General features: G+C 59.9%; 11 protein-coding genes. All 11 read left to right on the forward strand.

The window, feature by feature from the left end:
• The first annotated feature begins 28 nt into the window (after nucleotides 1-28).
• Nucleotides 29-532, forward strand: coding sequence for an OmpH family outer membrane protein (locus tag ABWL43_RS06380; RefSeq protein ID WP_003189173.1), 504 nt, complete (start codon nucleotides 29-31; stop codon nucleotides 530-532).
• Nucleotides 533-535: 3 nt separating this feature from the next.
• The gene (lpxD, locus tag ABWL43_RS06385) at nucleotides 536-1,591 is read left to right on the forward strand and encodes a UDP-3-O-(3-hydroxymyristoyl)glucosamine N-acyltransferase (RefSeq protein WP_262207035.1); all 1,056 of its coding nucleotides are present in this window, start codon (nucleotides 536-538) and stop codon (nucleotides 1,589-1,591) included.
• Nucleotides 1,592-1,702: 111 nt separating this feature from the next.
• A complete protein-coding gene (gene fabZ / locus ABWL43_RS06390) occupies nucleotides 1,703-2,143 on the forward strand; it encodes a 3-hydroxyacyl-ACP dehydratase FabZ (RefSeq protein WP_016976866.1) in 441 nt (146 codons plus the stop codon).
• Nucleotides 2,140-2,916 carry an acyl-ACP--UDP-N-acetylglucosamine O-acyltransferase gene (gene lpxA, locus ABWL43_RS06395; protein ID WP_242194287.1) on the forward strand — a complete coding sequence of 259 codons (777 nt, stop codon included), beginning with the start codon at nucleotides 2,140-2,142 and terminating at the stop codon, nucleotides 2,914-2,916. Before fabZ ends, lpxA begins: the two co-directional genes overlap by 4 nt.
• A 2-nt stretch (nucleotides 2,917-2,918) precedes the next feature.
• Nucleotides 2,919-4,058: a lipid-A-disaccharide synthase gene (gene lpxB / locus ABWL43_RS06400; protein WP_404487224.1), complete on the forward strand. Its 1,140-nt coding sequence runs from the start codon at nucleotides 2,919-2,921 to the stop codon at nucleotides 4,056-4,058.
• Nucleotides 4,055-4,687 (forward strand): ribonuclease HII, encoded by a 633-nt coding sequence (gene rnhB / locus ABWL43_RS06405; protein ID WP_145161887.1) that lies wholly within the window; start codon nucleotides 4,055-4,057, stop codon nucleotides 4,685-4,687. Before lpxB ends, rnhB begins: the two co-directional genes overlap by 4 nt.
• Before the next feature lie 76 nt (nucleotides 4,688-4,763).
• Nucleotides 4,764-8,285 carry a DNA polymerase III subunit alpha gene (gene dnaE, locus ABWL43_RS06410; protein WP_124416617.1) on the forward strand — a complete coding sequence of 1,174 codons (3,522 nt, stop codon included), beginning with the start codon at nucleotides 4,764-4,766 and terminating at the stop codon, nucleotides 8,283-8,285.
• Nucleotides 8,286-8,414: 129 nt separating this feature from the next.
• Nucleotides 8,415-9,362, forward strand: a complete 948-nt coding sequence (locus ABWL43_RS06415; protein WP_106577159.1) for an acetyl-CoA carboxylase carboxyltransferase subunit alpha — start codon at nucleotides 8,415-8,417, stop codon at nucleotides 9,360-9,362.
• A 208-nt stretch (nucleotides 9,363-9,570) separates the two neighbouring features.
• A complete protein-coding gene (tilS, locus tag ABWL43_RS06420; protein WP_404487227.1) occupies nucleotides 9,571-10,890 on the forward strand; it encodes a tRNA lysidine(34) synthetase TilS in 1,320 nt (439 codons plus the stop codon).
• Nucleotides 10,891-11,163: 273 nt separating this feature from the next.
• Nucleotides 11,164-12,795: a CTP synthase gene (locus ABWL43_RS06425; RefSeq protein ID WP_106577157.1), complete on the forward strand. Its 1,632-nt coding sequence runs from the start codon at nucleotides 11,164-11,166 to the stop codon at nucleotides 12,793-12,795.
• 5 nt (nucleotides 12,796-12,800) lie between these two features.
• The gene (kdsA, locus tag ABWL43_RS06430; protein ID WP_010212442.1) at nucleotides 12,801-13,646 is read left to right on the forward strand and encodes a 3-deoxy-8-phosphooctulonate synthase; all 846 of its coding nucleotides are present in this window, start codon (nucleotides 12,801-12,803) and stop codon (nucleotides 13,644-13,646) included.
• Nucleotides 13,647-13,665: the final 19 nt, after the last annotated feature.

Here is a 13,665-nt window from a genome sequence, read left to right on the forward strand (position 1 = left end):
ACGACAACGGATTCTGTAGGAGTACATCGTGCGCAAGTTGACTCAATTGGTTCTGCTGGCCACCGTGCTGGTGACCACCCCGGCCTTCGCCGAAATGAAAATCGCCGTCCTGAACTATCAGATGGCTCTGCTGGAATCCGACGCGGCCAAGCGTTACGCAGTGGATGCCGAGAAAAAATTCGGTCCGCAACTGACCAAGCTGAAAACGCTGGAAAGCAGTGCCAAAGGCATCCAGGATCGTCTGGTAGCCGGTGGCGACAAAATGCAGCAAGGCGAGCGTGAGCGTCTGGAGCTTGAATTCAAGCAAAAGGCCCGCGACTACCAGTTCCAGTCCAAGGAACTGAATGAAGCCAAAGCCGTTGCCGACCGTGAAATGCTCAAGCAGCTCAAGCCGAAACTCGACAGCGCTGTGGAAGAAGTCATCAAGAAAGGTGCCTTTGACCTGGTGTTCGAGCGCGGCGCCGTGATCGACGTCAAGCCTCAATACGACATCACCCGCCAGGTGATCGAGCGCATGAACCAGCTGAAGTAAGCCATGACCGCGACTATCAAACTCGGCGAGTTGGCCGAGTTCCTTGGAGCCACCTTGCGTGGCTCCAAGGAGAAAGAAATCACTGGGCTAGCCACCTTGCAGGAGGCTGGCCCAGCTCAGTTGAGCTTCCTCGCAAATCCCCAATACCGTAAATACCTGGTCGACAGCCAAGCCGCAGCCGTGTTGCTGAAGGCCGCTGATGCCGAAGGGTTTGCCGGGGATGCGCTGGTGGTGGCCGATCCTTACCTGGCTTATGCCCGGGCGTCGCACCTGTTCGATCCAAAGCCAAAGGCTGCTGGCGGTATTCATCCGTCTGCGGTCATTGCTGATGATGCTTGGGTTGACCCTGCGGCAAGCATTGGCGCGTTTGCCGTGATCGAGAGCGGCGCGCGCATTGCCGCCGGCGTCACAGTAGGTGCGCATTGCTTTATCGGCGCACGCTGCGAGATCGGTGCCGATGGCTGGCTGGCTCCGCGTGTCACCCTGTACCACGACGTGCGTATCGGTGAACGTGTGGTCATTCAGTCAGGTGCTGTAATTGGTGGCGAAGGTTTTGGCTTTGCCAATGCCAAAGGCATCTGGCACAAGATTGCCCAGGTCGGCGGCGTGCTGATCGGCGATGACGTGGAAATCGGCGTCAATACCGCAGTGGACCGTGGCGCCTTGGCCGATACCGTCATCGGTAACGGTGTGAAGCTCGACAACCAGATCCAGATTGCCCACAACGTACAGATTGGCGATCACACCGCCATGGCCGCGTGCGTGGGGATTTCCGGTAGCACCAAAATCGGCAAGCATTGCATGCTCGCCGGTGGCGTTGGGTTGGTGGGGCACATCGAGATTTGCGACAACGTCTTCATTACCGGCATGACCATGGTGACGCATTCGATTACCGAGCCCGGTGCCTATTCTTCCGGTACCGCCATGCAGCCCGCGGCTGAATGGCGCAAGAGTGCAGCACGTTTGAGGCAGCTCGACGACATGGCTCGACGCCTCAAACAGCTGGAAAAGCGTGTTGGGGACGTGACCCCTGGCGGTAATGCTTCATCAGAAGGCTGATACCATTTCCATATCAAGTGTGCACAGCCGCTAGACTGCCTCCTTGATTTGCTAGCGGGGCGTGCGTTTTGTCCGCCCGCCCCCAATCTTTATTACAGGCTTCCCCCCGAAATGATGGACATCAACGAGATTCGCGAATACCTGCCTCACCGTTACCCGTTCCTGCTGGTGGACCGTGTAGTGGACCTCAACATTGAGGAAAAGCGCATTCGTGCCTACAAGAATGTCAGCATCAACGAACCGTTCTTCAATGGTCACTTTCCGGCGCATCCAATCATGCCGGGCGTGTTGATCATCGAAGCGATGGCCCAGGCTGCCGGTATCCTTGGTTTCAAAATGCTCGACCTCAAGCCTGCCGATGGCACGCTTTACTATTTCGTGGGCTCCGACAAGCTGCGTTTTCGCAACCCGGTCACACCGGGTGACCAGTTGATCCTGGAAGCCAAGTTCATCAGCTGCAAGCGCCAGATCTGGAAGTTCGAATGCCAGGCCTCGGTGGACGGCAAGCCGGTGTGCTCTGCTGAGATCATCTGCGCGGAACGCAAACTATGAGTTTGATTGACCCTCGCGCAATCATCGATCCGTCGGCCGTTCTGGCCGCCGACGTTGAGGTCGGCCCTTGGTCGATCGTCGGCGCAGGTGTTGAAATCGGCGAGGGGACTGTCATCGGGCCACACGTGATCCTTAAAGGTCCGACCCGCATTGGCAAACACAATCGTATCTACCAGTTTTCCTCGGTAGGCGAAGACACCCCGGACATGAAGTACAAGGGTGAGGAAACGCGCCTGGTAATCGGTGATCACAACATCATCCGTGAAGGCGTGACGATTCACCGCGGCACCGTGCAGGATCGTGCCGAGACCACGCTGGGGGATCACAACCTGATCATGGCCTATGCCCACATCGGCCACGACAGCGTCATCGGCAACCATTGCATCCTGGTCAACAACACTGCGTTGGCGGGCCATGTGCATGTTGATGATTGGGCGATCCTGTCTGGCTTTACCCTGGTGCATCAGTATTGCCATATCGGCGCCCACAGCTTTTCCGGCATGGGCACTGCGATCGGCAAGGACGTTCCGGCGTTCGTCACGGTATTCGGCAACCCGGCTGAAGCGCGCAGCATGAACTTCGAAGGCATGCGCCGTCGCGGGTTCAGTGAAGACGCGATTCACGCCCTGCGCCGTGCCTATAAGGTGGTTTACCGCCAGGGGCTGACGGTTGACCAGGCTTTGGCCGAACTGACCGAGCCGGCAGCGTTGTACCCGGAAGTCGCGGTGTTCCGTGACTCTATCCAGGCATCGACTCGCGGCATCACCCGCTGATCATGGCTAATCTGCGTATCGCGTTGGTGGCCGGAGAAGCTTCCGGCGATATTCTCGGCGCAGGCTTGATGCGGGCCCTCAAAGCCCAGCATCCCGCGGTGGAATTTATCGGTGTGGGCGGCCCGCTCATGCAGGCCGAAGGGCTGACGTCCTACTTCCCCATGGAGCGTCTTTCCGTCATGGGGCTGGTGGAAGTGCTGGGGCGTCTGCGCGAGCTGCTGGCTCGCCGCAAGCTGCTGATTCAAACCTTGATCGAAGAAAAGCCTGACGTCTTTATCGGAATCGACGCGCCGGACTTCACCCTCAATATCGAACTCAAGTTGCGTCAGGCCGGGATCAAGACCGTGCACTACGTCAGCCCTTCGGTATGGGCGTGGCGGCAGAAGCGCGTGCTCAAGATCCGTGAAGGCTGCGACTTGATGCTGACACTGCTGCCGTTCGAAGCCCGGTTCTACGAAGAGAAGGGCGTGCCGGTGCGGTTTGTCGGGCACACCCTGGCCGATACCATTCCATTGCAAGCTGATCGCGCGGCTGCGCGTGCCGAACTGGGCCTGCCCGACGGCCCGCTGGTAGCCTTGATGCCGGGCAGTCGCGGCGGTGAAGTCGGTCGCCTGGGGGCGCTGTTTTTTGACGCCGCCGAACGTCTGCAGGCGTTGAAGCCAGGCATTCGTTTTGTGTTGCCATGTGCCAGCCCGCAACGTCGTGCACAAATCGAAATGCTGCTGGAAGGGCGCACGCTGCCGGTCACCTTGCTGGACGGTCAGTCGCACCTGGCCCTGGCGGCATGTGATGCGGTACTGATTGCCTCAGGCACCGCTACACTCGAAGCGTTGTTGTACAAGCGTCCGATGGTCGTGGCCTATCGCCTGGCGCCGCTGACGTTCTGGATTCTCAAACGCATGGTCAAAAGTCCTTACATCTCCTTGCCCAACCTGTTGGCCCAGCGTCTGCTGGTCCCGGAATTGTTGCAGGACGATGCAACGCCCCAGGCTTTGGCGCAAACGCTACTACCCTTGATCGACGGCGGCGAAGAACAGACCCGTGGTTTCGACGACATCCACCGGACCTTGCGCCGTGATGCGTCGAACCAGGCGGCAGACGCCGTGCTGACCTTGATTGGCCACAAACAGGAAGCCCTATGACGACGCAAATGGGCCTGGACTTCAGCCTCGTCGCGCAAGTGCACGAGTTGGTCGCCGGGGTTGACGAAGTAGGGCGCGGCCCGCTGTGTGGCGCCGTCGTCACGGCGGCGGTGATTCTCGATCCGAACCGCCCGATCCTGGGCCTCAACGATTCGAAAAAACTCACCGAAGCCCGTCGCGAAAAGCTTTATGACGAGATCTGTGAAAAAGCCCTGAGCTGGCATATTGCCCGGGCTGAAGTCGAAGAAATCGACGAGCTGAACATCCTTCACGCGACCATGCTGGCCATGCAGCGCGCGGTGGAAGGCCTGCATATCACGCCCAAAATGGCGATGATCGACGGTAACCGTTGCCCAAAACTGGCGATGCCTGCAGAAGCGGTGGTCAAGGGTGACAGCAAGGTTCCGGCCATTGCTGCCGCCTCGATCCTGGCCAAAGTCAGTCGTGACCGTGAAATGGCCGCGTTTGAGTTGATCTACCCCGGCTACGGCATGGGTGGCCATAAAGGCTATCCGACGCCCGTTCATCTGGAAGCCCTCGCTCGCCTCGGCCCCACGCCGATCCATCGCCGCTCGTTCGCCCCGGTCCGCCAGGCTTACGAGCTGCGCGAGCGCCTCATCGAGGTTTAGTCGCGAGGCTGATGTTTTGCTCAAGGCCCGGTACAATCCGGGCCTTGTTGTCTCCACGTATTAGAACAGGATCACTATGCCGGCTTCATTCGTTCACCTGCGCCTGCACACTGAATACTCCCTGGTCGACGGCCTGGTACGGATCAAACCGCTGGTCAAAACCCTGGTGGGCATGAACATGCCTGCGGTAGCGGTGACCGATCAGAACAACATGTGTTCCCTGGTCAAGTTCTACAAAAACGCCATGGGCGCCGGTATCAAGCCGATTTGCGGTGCCGACCTGTGGCTGTCCAACAAAGACCCGGATAACCCTCTGAGCCGCATCAGCCTGTTGGCGATGAACGGCGTCGGTTATCGCAACCTCACCGAATTGATTTCCCGTGGCTTTATCGACGGTCAGCGCAACGGTTCGATCATCATCGAGCGCGAGTGGGTGGCCGAGGCGAGCGAGGGCGTGATCATGCTCTCGGCCGCCAAAGAAGGTGAGATCGGTATCGCGCTGCTCGGCGGCAACCCGCAGGAAGCCGAAGTGCTGGCCCGCGAGTGGATGCAGGTCTTCCCTGACCGTTTCTACCTGGAAGTCCAGCGCACCAATCGCCCCAATGATGAAGAGCATCTGCACGCCGCCGTGGCCCTGGCCGACAAGCTGGGCGCGCCGCTGGTTGCAACCAACGATGTGCGCTTTATCAAAAAGGAAGATTTCGAAGCCCACGAAACCCGCGTGTGCATCGGCGAAGGCCGGGCTCTGGACGACCCGCGTCGTTCCAAGAACTACAGCGAAGAGCAGTACCTCAAAAGCGCCGACGAGATGGCGGAGCTGTTCAGCGACCTGCCCGAGGCCCTGGAAAACTCCGTCGAGATCGCCAAGCGCTGCAATATCGAAGTGAAGCTGGGCAAGCACTTCCTGCCCAACTTCCCGATTCCCGATGGCATGACCATCGATGAGTATTTCCGCAAAGTGTCCTTCGATGGCCTCGAAGAGCGCCTCAGCGTGCTACTGCCCAAGGACACCACCGAGGACTACGAGGCCAAGCGCCAGGTCTACGTTGACCGACTGAATTTCGAGCTGGATATCATCATCCAGATGGGGTTCCCCGGTTACTTCCTGATCGTGATGGACTTTATCCAGTGGGCCAAGAACAACGGCGTACCGGTAGGTCCTGGCCGGGGGTCAGGTGCCGGTTCGCTGGTGGCTTACGTTCAGAAGATTACCGACCTTGACCCGCTGGAATATGACCTGCTGTTCGAGCGGTTCCTGAACCCGGAACGGGTCTCCATGCCCGACTTCGACGTCGACTTCTGCATGGACGGCCGCGACCGCGTGATCGAGTACGTGGCCGAGAAATACGGCCGCAATGCGGTAAGCCAGATCATCACGTTCGGTTCCATGGCGGCCAAGGCGGTAATCCGTGACGTGGCGCGGGTGCAGGGCAAGTCCTACGGCCTGGCGGACCGCCTGTCGAAGATGATCCCGTTCGAAGTCGGCATGACCCTGGAAAAAGCCTACGAGCAGGAAGAAATCCTGCGCGACTTCATCAAGGTCGATGAAGAGGCCGCCGAAATCTGGGACATGGCGCGCAAGCTCGAAGGTGTGGTGCGTAACGTCGGTAAACACGCCGGTGGCGTGGTGATCGCACCGACCAAGCTGACCGACTTTTCGCCGATCTATTGCGATGAAGAAGGCGACGGCCTGGTAACCCAGTTCGACAAGGACGACGTTGAAGCCGCCGGCCTGGTGAAGTTTGACTTCCTGGGTCTGCGGACCCTGACGATCATCGACTGGGCACTGAAGACGATCAACCGCGACCGCGCCAAGGTCAACGAAGCGCCGCTGGATATCGCCTTTATCCCGCTGGACGACAAACCGACTTATACCTTGCTGCAAAAAGCCGAAACCACGGCGGTGTTCCAGCTTGAGTCGCGCGGCATGAAAGAGCTGATCAAAAAGCTCAAGCCCGACTGCCTGGAAGACTTGATCGCACTGGTGGCACTGTTCCGTCCCGGCCCGCTGCAGTCGGGCATGGTGGATGACTTCATCAACCGTAAGCACGGCCGTGCCGAGCTGGCGTACCCGCACTCGGATTATCAGTACGAAGGCCTCAAGCCGGTACTGGCGCCAACCTACGGCATCATCCTGTATCAAGAACAGGTGATGCAGATTGCCCAGGTGATGGCCGGTTACACCCTCGGCGGCGCGGATATGCTGCGTCGCGCCATGGGTAAGAAAAAACCCGAAGAAATGGCCAAGCAGCGCGGCGGTTTCATTGAGGGTTGTGCCACCAACAACATCGACGCCGACCTCGCCGGTAACATCTTCGACTTGGTAGAAAAGTTCGCCGGTTACGGCTTCAACAAATCCCACTCCGCCGCCTACGGCCTGGTGTCGTACCAGACTGCCTGGCTGAAAGCCCATTACCCGGCGCCGTTCATGGCCGCGGTACTCTCGGCGGATATGCACAACACCGACAAGGTCGTGACCTTGATCGAGGAAGTGCGCACCATGAAGCTGCGCCTCGACGCGCCGGACGTGAACGCCTCCGAGTTCAAGTTCACGGTGAACGACGAAGGCCGCATCATCTATGGCCTGGGCGCGATCAAAGGCGTGGGCGAAGGCCCGGTCGAGGCCATTACCGAAGCGCGCCAGGACGGGCCGTTCAAGGACTTGTTCGACTTCTGCGCACGGGTTGACCTCAAACGCATCAACAAACGCACCCTCGATGGCTTGATCCGCAGCGGTGCGCTCGATCGCCTTGGCCCGTATTTCCATGATGAGCCCAAGGCTTATCAGGCCAATATCGACCGCAACCGCGCGGTGCTGCTGACCGCCATGGAAGAAGCGATCAAGGCGGCCGAACAGACCGCCCGCACCCACGACAGCGGCCACGCCGACCTGTTTGGCGGCTTGTTCGTCGAAGAAGACGCGGACGTTTACGCCAACCACCGCAAGGCCAAGGAGTTGACCCTCAAGGAACGACTCAAGGGCGAAAAAGACACCCTGGGCCTGTACCTCACCGGTCACCCGATTGACGAATACGAAGGCGAAATCCGCCGTTTCGCTCGTCAGCGCATCATCGACCTGAAACCGGCGCGCGACACCCAGACGGTCGCCGGCATGATCATCGCCCTGCGGGTGATGAAAAATAAGAAGGGCGACAAGATGGGCTTTATCACCCTCGACGACCGCTCGGGCCGGATCGAAGCGTCATTGTTTGCCGACGCTTTCCACTCTGCCCAGTCGTTGCTGCAGACCGATGCCATGGTGGTCGTCGAAGGGGAGGTCAGCAACGACGACTTCTCCGGCGGCCTGCGCCTGCGGATCAAGCGGGTGATGAGCATGGAAGACGCGCGCACCAACCTCGCCGAAAGCCTGCGCTTGAAGGTCAAGACCGAAGCCCTCAAAGGCGATCAGCTACGCTGGTTGGGTGACCTGCTCAAGCGTCACCGTGGCGCGTGCCCGGTGACCATGGAGTACACCGGCAATGACGCCAAGGCGATGTTGCAGTTTGGTGAGACGTGGCGAATTGATCCCGCCGATGGCTTGATTCAAGCTTTGCGTGACCAGTTCGGGCGAGACAACGTCTTCCTCCAATACCGTTGACGGTCAGATAGGTCTGATCTCGACTGAACATTTAATCTCGACCTAAACGCGCCTCTCCCTTAAGGTAGGGCGCGAATAGACAACCGGCTGGCCAGGCACTCCTTGGCCGTCGACCCAAGACGGACGCTTATGAACCCGAATTTTCTTGATTTCGAACAGCCGATCGCTGACCTGCAAGCCAAGATTGAAGAATTGCGCCTGGTCGGCAATGACAATTCGCTGAATATCGGCGATGAGATCGCTCGCCTGCAAGACAAGAGCAGCACGCTCACCGAGGACATCTTCGGCAAGCTGACCAGCTGGCAGATCGCGCGCTTGGCACGCCACCCGCGCCGTCCGTACACCCTGGATTACATTCAGCACATCTTTACCGAGTTCGACGAGCTGCACGGCGACCGCCACTTCTCCGACGACGCGGCCATCGTGGGCGGTATCGCTCGCCTGGACGACCAGCCGGTCATGGTGATCGGTCACCAGAAAGGCCGTGAAGTGCGTGAAAAAGTCCGCCGCAACTTCGGCATGCCGCGCCCCGAAGGCTACCGCAAGGCTTGCCGCCTGATGGAAATGGCCGAGCGCTTCAAGATGCCGATCCTGACCTTCATCGACACGCCGGGTGCTTACCCGGGCATCGACGCCGAAGAGCGCAACCAGAGCGAAGCAATCGCCTGGAACCTGCGTGTGATGGCGCGCCTGAAAACCCCGATCATCGCCACCGTGATTGGTGAAGGTGGTTCCGGCGGGGCACTGGCCATTGGCGTATGCGACCAGCTGAACATGCTGCAATATTCGACCTACGCGGTGATCTCGCCGGAAGGTTGCGCTTCGATTCTGTGGAAAACCGCCGAAAAGGCACCGGACGCGGCTGAAGCCATGGGCATCACCGCTGATCGCCTCAAAGGCCTGGGCATCGTGGACAAAGTGATCGCCGAGCCATTGGGCGGCGCCCACCGTGACCCGGCTGCGGCTGCTGCCACCCTGCGCGCTGAGCTGGGTTCGCAATTGGCGATGCTCAAGAAGTTCGATAACGAGGCGCTGCTGGCCCGTCGTTACGAGCGCCTGATGAGCTACGGTCTCTGATCAAACACTGATCGTGAAGACAATGCAGTACTAATGTGGGAGCAGACTTGTGTGGGCGCTGGCTTGCCTGCGATAGCATCAACTCGGTGTAACAGATAACCCGAGTTGCCTGCATCGCGGGCGAGCCCGGCGCCCACACAGGCCCGCTCCCACATTTGCTTTGTGTATGCTGGGTTATCGCGTTCCAGATCGATGGCGGTACTGTGTTATGAAGCCGGCTCTACCCGCCAACCTCTTGCAAACCCTGGCACCCTGGCGCAATGCCCCGGCCTGGCACATCGCATTCTCGGGTGGTCTGGACTCCACCGTCCTGCTGCACCTGTTGGCCACCCTTGCTACCACCGAAAGCCTTCCACCGCTCAGTGCTGTCCACGTCCACCATGGCCTGCAAGCTGCCGCCGACGCCTGGCCCAGCCATTGCCAGGCGGTGTGTGACGGCTTGGGCGTGCCCTTGCAGGTGATGCGCGTGCAAGTGCAACCGGGCGCCAGCCTTGAGCGCGCAGCGCGTGACGCGCGTTATCAGGCGTTTACCCAAGCCATCGGCGCGGGGGAGGTGTTGCTCACCGGGCAGCATCGCGACGATCAGGCTGAAACCCTGTTGTTTCGGCTGATGCGCGGTGCAGGGGTGCGCGGGCTGGCGGCAATGCCTGTGCATCGCCAGCTGGCGAATGGTCACGTGGTGCGGCCGTTGCTGGAGGTCTCGCGTGCTGAATTGGAAGCCTACGCCCACGAGCACCAGTTGACGTGGATCGAAGACCCTTCCAACGCCGACCCACGTTTCTCGCGCAATTACTTGCGCCATCGTGTGCTTCCCGTGTTGACGCAGCGATGGCCTCAGGCCGTTTCCAGCCTGGCGCGTACCGCTGATCACCTGGGTGAAGCCCAGGGCCTGCTCGACGAGTTGGCGAGGATGGACTTGCAAGCCGCCGATCAGCCTTCGCCATTTCCCTGGTTGCCTCTGCCCTCGTTGGTTCTGGCTCCACTAAGCGAACTTTCCGACGCTCGCCAACGTAATGCCTTGCGCCACTGGCTGGCGCCTCTGACCCGTTTACCCGACAGCGACCACTGGGCCAGCTGGCATTCCCTGCGCGACGCCAAAGCTGACGCACAACCGCTGTGGCGCCTTGCCGACGGCCAGTTGCATCGTTGCGGCGAGCGCATCTGGTGGCTGCCCGCAGCATGGTTGGAGTTTTCCGACGCCGCGGTGAGCTGGCCGCATCCGCAAAACCCACTCGCGTTACCCGGCAATGGCCAGCTGAAATTTATCGGCGAGGCTCCCCAAGGTCCGCTTGAGGTGCGTTACCGTCAGGGCGGCGAAATTATCGAAGTGCCCGCTCGAGGCCGGCGCGATTTGAAGCGCTTGCTTAATGAGTGTGGGCTGCCGGGCTTTGTCCGTGGCAGATTGCCGCTGGTGTATCAGGGTGAGCAATTGCTGGCTGTGCCACGCCTTGCAGGGCTGTGGGCCAGGCTGCCGGGTGACGGACAATTGGATTGGATGCCACAGACTTGCGATCAAGGTTTGAGCTGATAGAGCCTTTCCGGTAGACTACGCTCCCTTCTTGATACAACTTCTGTGGATTCGACTGAATCGCAGCAGTTGCCGATTACCAAGCAGTCTTTGCTGGGCGATTCCAAAAAATGTGTAGCGATCAACGTACCGGTGTTTCATTGCTGGTCTGTCACAACGCGGCGGTTTTTTTGAAAGGTGCACTGTGATTAATGCAGGTGATCGGGGGCTTCGGCCTTCCTTCGCTTTCCCCGGCGGCTCGGACCGCTTTAACGCAGACTTCTAGGGTTTTTCATGACGCGCTACATATTCGTCACGGGCGGTGTTGTTTCTTCATTGGGGAAAGGCATTGCCTCCGCTTCATTGGCGGCCATCCTGGAGGCGCGGGGACTTAAGGTCACCATGCTCAAGCTGGACCCGTACATCAACGTTGACCCGGGCACCATGAGCCCGTTCCAGCACGGTGAAGTGTTCGTCACACACGACGGCGCCGAGACCGACCTGGACCTGGGCCACTACGAGCGGTTCATCCGCACGACCATGACCCAGAACAACAACTTCACCACCGGCCGTGTCTACGAGCACGTGCTGCGCAAAGAGCGCCGTGGTGACTACCTGGGTGCAACCATCCAGGTGATCCCGCACATCACCGACGAAATCAAGCGCCGCATCATCAAGGGTGCAGGCGATGCCGACGTGGCGATGGTCGAGATCGGTGGCACCGTGGGTGACATCGAATCCCAACCGTTCCTCGAAGCCATCCGCCAGCTGCGTTTCGAAGTCGGCGCCAAGCGCGCGATGCTGATGCACCTGACGCTGGTGCCGTACATCGCCACCGCCGGCGAAACCAAAACCAAGCCTACCCAGCACTCGGTCAAGGAACTGCGTTCCATCGGCCTGCAGCCGGACGTGCTGGTATGCCGCTCCGATCACCCGATCGACATTTCCTCGCGTCGCAAGATTGCGCAGTTCACCAACGTTGAAGAGCGTGCGGTGATTGCCCTGGAAGACGCCGACACCATCTACAAGATCCCGGGCATCCTGCACTCCCAGGGCCTGGATGATTTTGTGGTCGAGCGTTTCGGCCTGCAGTGCAACGGCGCGGACCTGTCCGAGTGGGAAGCTGTGGTGGATGCCAAGCTCAACCCTGAGCATGAAGTCACCATCGCCATGGTCGGCAAGTACATGGAGCTGCTGGATGCGTACAAGTCGCTGATCGAAGCGATGAGCCACGCCGGTATCAGCAACCGTACCAAGGTCAACCTGCGCTACATCGATTCCGAAGACATCGAGAACCAGGGCACCGCGCTGCTCGAAGGTGTTGACGCGATCCTCGTACCCGGCGGTTTCGGCCTGCGTGGCGTGGAAGGCAAGATCACTGCCGTGCAGTACGCACGTGAAAACAAAGTGCCGTACCTGGGCATCTGCCTGGGCATGCAAGTGGCGGTCATCGAGTTCGCGCGTAACGTGCTGGGCTGGAAAGACGCCAACTCCACCGAGTTCGATCACACCAGCGGCCACCCGGTCGTAGGCCTGATCACCGAGTGGGAAGATGCCACCGGCGCCGTTGAAACCCGTACCGAAAGCTCCGACCTGGGCGGCACCATGCGCCTTGGCGCGCAAGACTGCCTGCTGGAGCCGGGCTCGCTGGTTCACGATTGCTATGGCAAGGACGTGATCGTCGAGCGTCACCGTCATCGCTACGAAGTGAACAACAACCTGCTGCCGCAGATCAAAGAAGCCGGCCTGAAAATCTCCGGTCGCTCCGGCGATGGCAAGTTGGTTGAAGTGGTTGAAGCACCGGATCATCCGTGGTTCGTGGCCTGCCAGTTCCACCCGGAGTTCACCTCGACCCCGCGCGACGGCCACCCGTTGTTCAGCGGTTTCGTTAAAGCAGCACTGACGCAACATCAGAAGAAGGCGTAACCCTGATGGCCCAGAAGATCATTCGCGTAGGCGACATCGAGATTGCCAACGACAAGCCCATGGTGCTGTTCGGCGGCATGAACGTGCTGGAAAGCCGCGACATGGCGATGCAGGTCTGTGAAGAGTACGTGAAGGTCACCGAGAAACTCGGTATCCCTTACGTGTTCAAGGCCAGCTTCGACAAGGCCAACCGTTCGTCCGTGACTTCCTATCGCGGCCCGGGCCTTGAAGAAGGCATGCGGATCTTCCAGGACATCAAGCAAGCCTTCGGCGTGCCGATCATCACCGACGTCCACGAGCCGGAACAAGCGGCCGTGGTCGCCGAGGTGTGCGACATCATCCAGTTGCCGGCCTTCCTATCGCGCCAGACCGACCTCGTGGTCGCCATGGCCAAGACCGGCGCTGTGATCAATATCAAGAAAGCCCAGTTCCTCGCGCCCCAGGAAATGAAACACATCCTGAACAAGTGCGTGGAAGCGGGTAACGACCAGTTGATCCTCTGCGAGCGTGGTTCGAGCTTTGGCTACAACAACCTCGTGGTGGACATGCTCGGTTTCGGCATCATGAAACAGTTCGAATACCCGGTGTTCTTCGACGTAACCCACGCGCTGCAAATGCCCGGTGGTCGCGCCGATTCCGCCGGTGGGCGCCGTGCCCAGGTGCTGGACCTGGCCAAGGCGGGCATCAGCCAGTCGCTGGCGGGCCTGTTCCTGGAAGCCCACCCGGACCCGGACAATGCCAAATGCGACGGCCCATGCGCCTTGCGCCTGGACAAGCTGGAGCCATTCCTGGCCCAGCTCAAGCAGTTGGACGAACTGGTCAAGAGTTTTCCGACGGTAGAGACCGCGTAAGCGCCATTTCTCCGGTAGA

It is taken from the genome of Pseudomonas sp. HT11, assembly GCF_044875395.1.
In the GTDB taxonomy this organism is placed as follows: domain Bacteria; phylum Pseudomonadota; class Gammaproteobacteria; order Pseudomonadales; family Pseudomonadaceae; genus Aquipseudomonas.

Excerpts from the sequence above, each read along its gene's own strand:
- tilS (WP_404487227.1), top strand. The coding sequence starts at position 9,571 with ATGAAGCCGGCTCTACCCGCCAACCTCTTGCAAACCCTGGCACCCTGG.
- lpxA (WP_242194287.1), top strand. The coding sequence starts at position 2,140 with ATGAGTTTGATTGACCCTCGCGCAATCATCGATCCGTCGGCCGTTCTG.
- ABWL43_RS06425 (WP_106577157.1), top strand. The coding sequence starts at position 11,164 with ATGACGCGCTACATATTCGTCACGGGCGGTGTTGTTTCTTCATTGGGG.
- lpxD (WP_262207035.1), top strand. The coding sequence starts at position 536 with ATGACCGCGACTATCAAACTCGGCGAGTTGGCCGAGTTCCTTGGAGCC.
- ABWL43_RS06415 (WP_106577159.1), top strand. The coding sequence starts at position 8,415 with ATGAACCCGAATTTTCTTGATTTCGAACAGCCGATCGCTGACCTGCAA.
- rnhB (WP_145161887.1), top strand. The coding sequence starts at position 4,055 with ATGACGACGCAAATGGGCCTGGACTTCAGCCTCGTCGCGCAAGTGCAC.
- kdsA (WP_010212442.1), top strand. The coding sequence starts at position 12,801 with ATGGCCCAGAAGATCATTCGCGTAGGCGACATCGAGATTGCCAACGAC.
- fabZ (WP_016976866.1), top strand. The coding sequence starts at position 1,703 with ATGATGGACATCAACGAGATTCGCGAATACCTGCCTCACCGTTACCCG.
- lpxB (WP_404487224.1), top strand. The coding sequence starts at position 2,919 with ATGGCTAATCTGCGTATCGCGTTGGTGGCCGGAGAAGCTTCCGGCGAT.
- dnaE (WP_124416617.1), top strand. The coding sequence starts at position 4,764 with ATGCCGGCTTCATTCGTTCACCTGCGCCTGCACACTGAATACTCCCTG.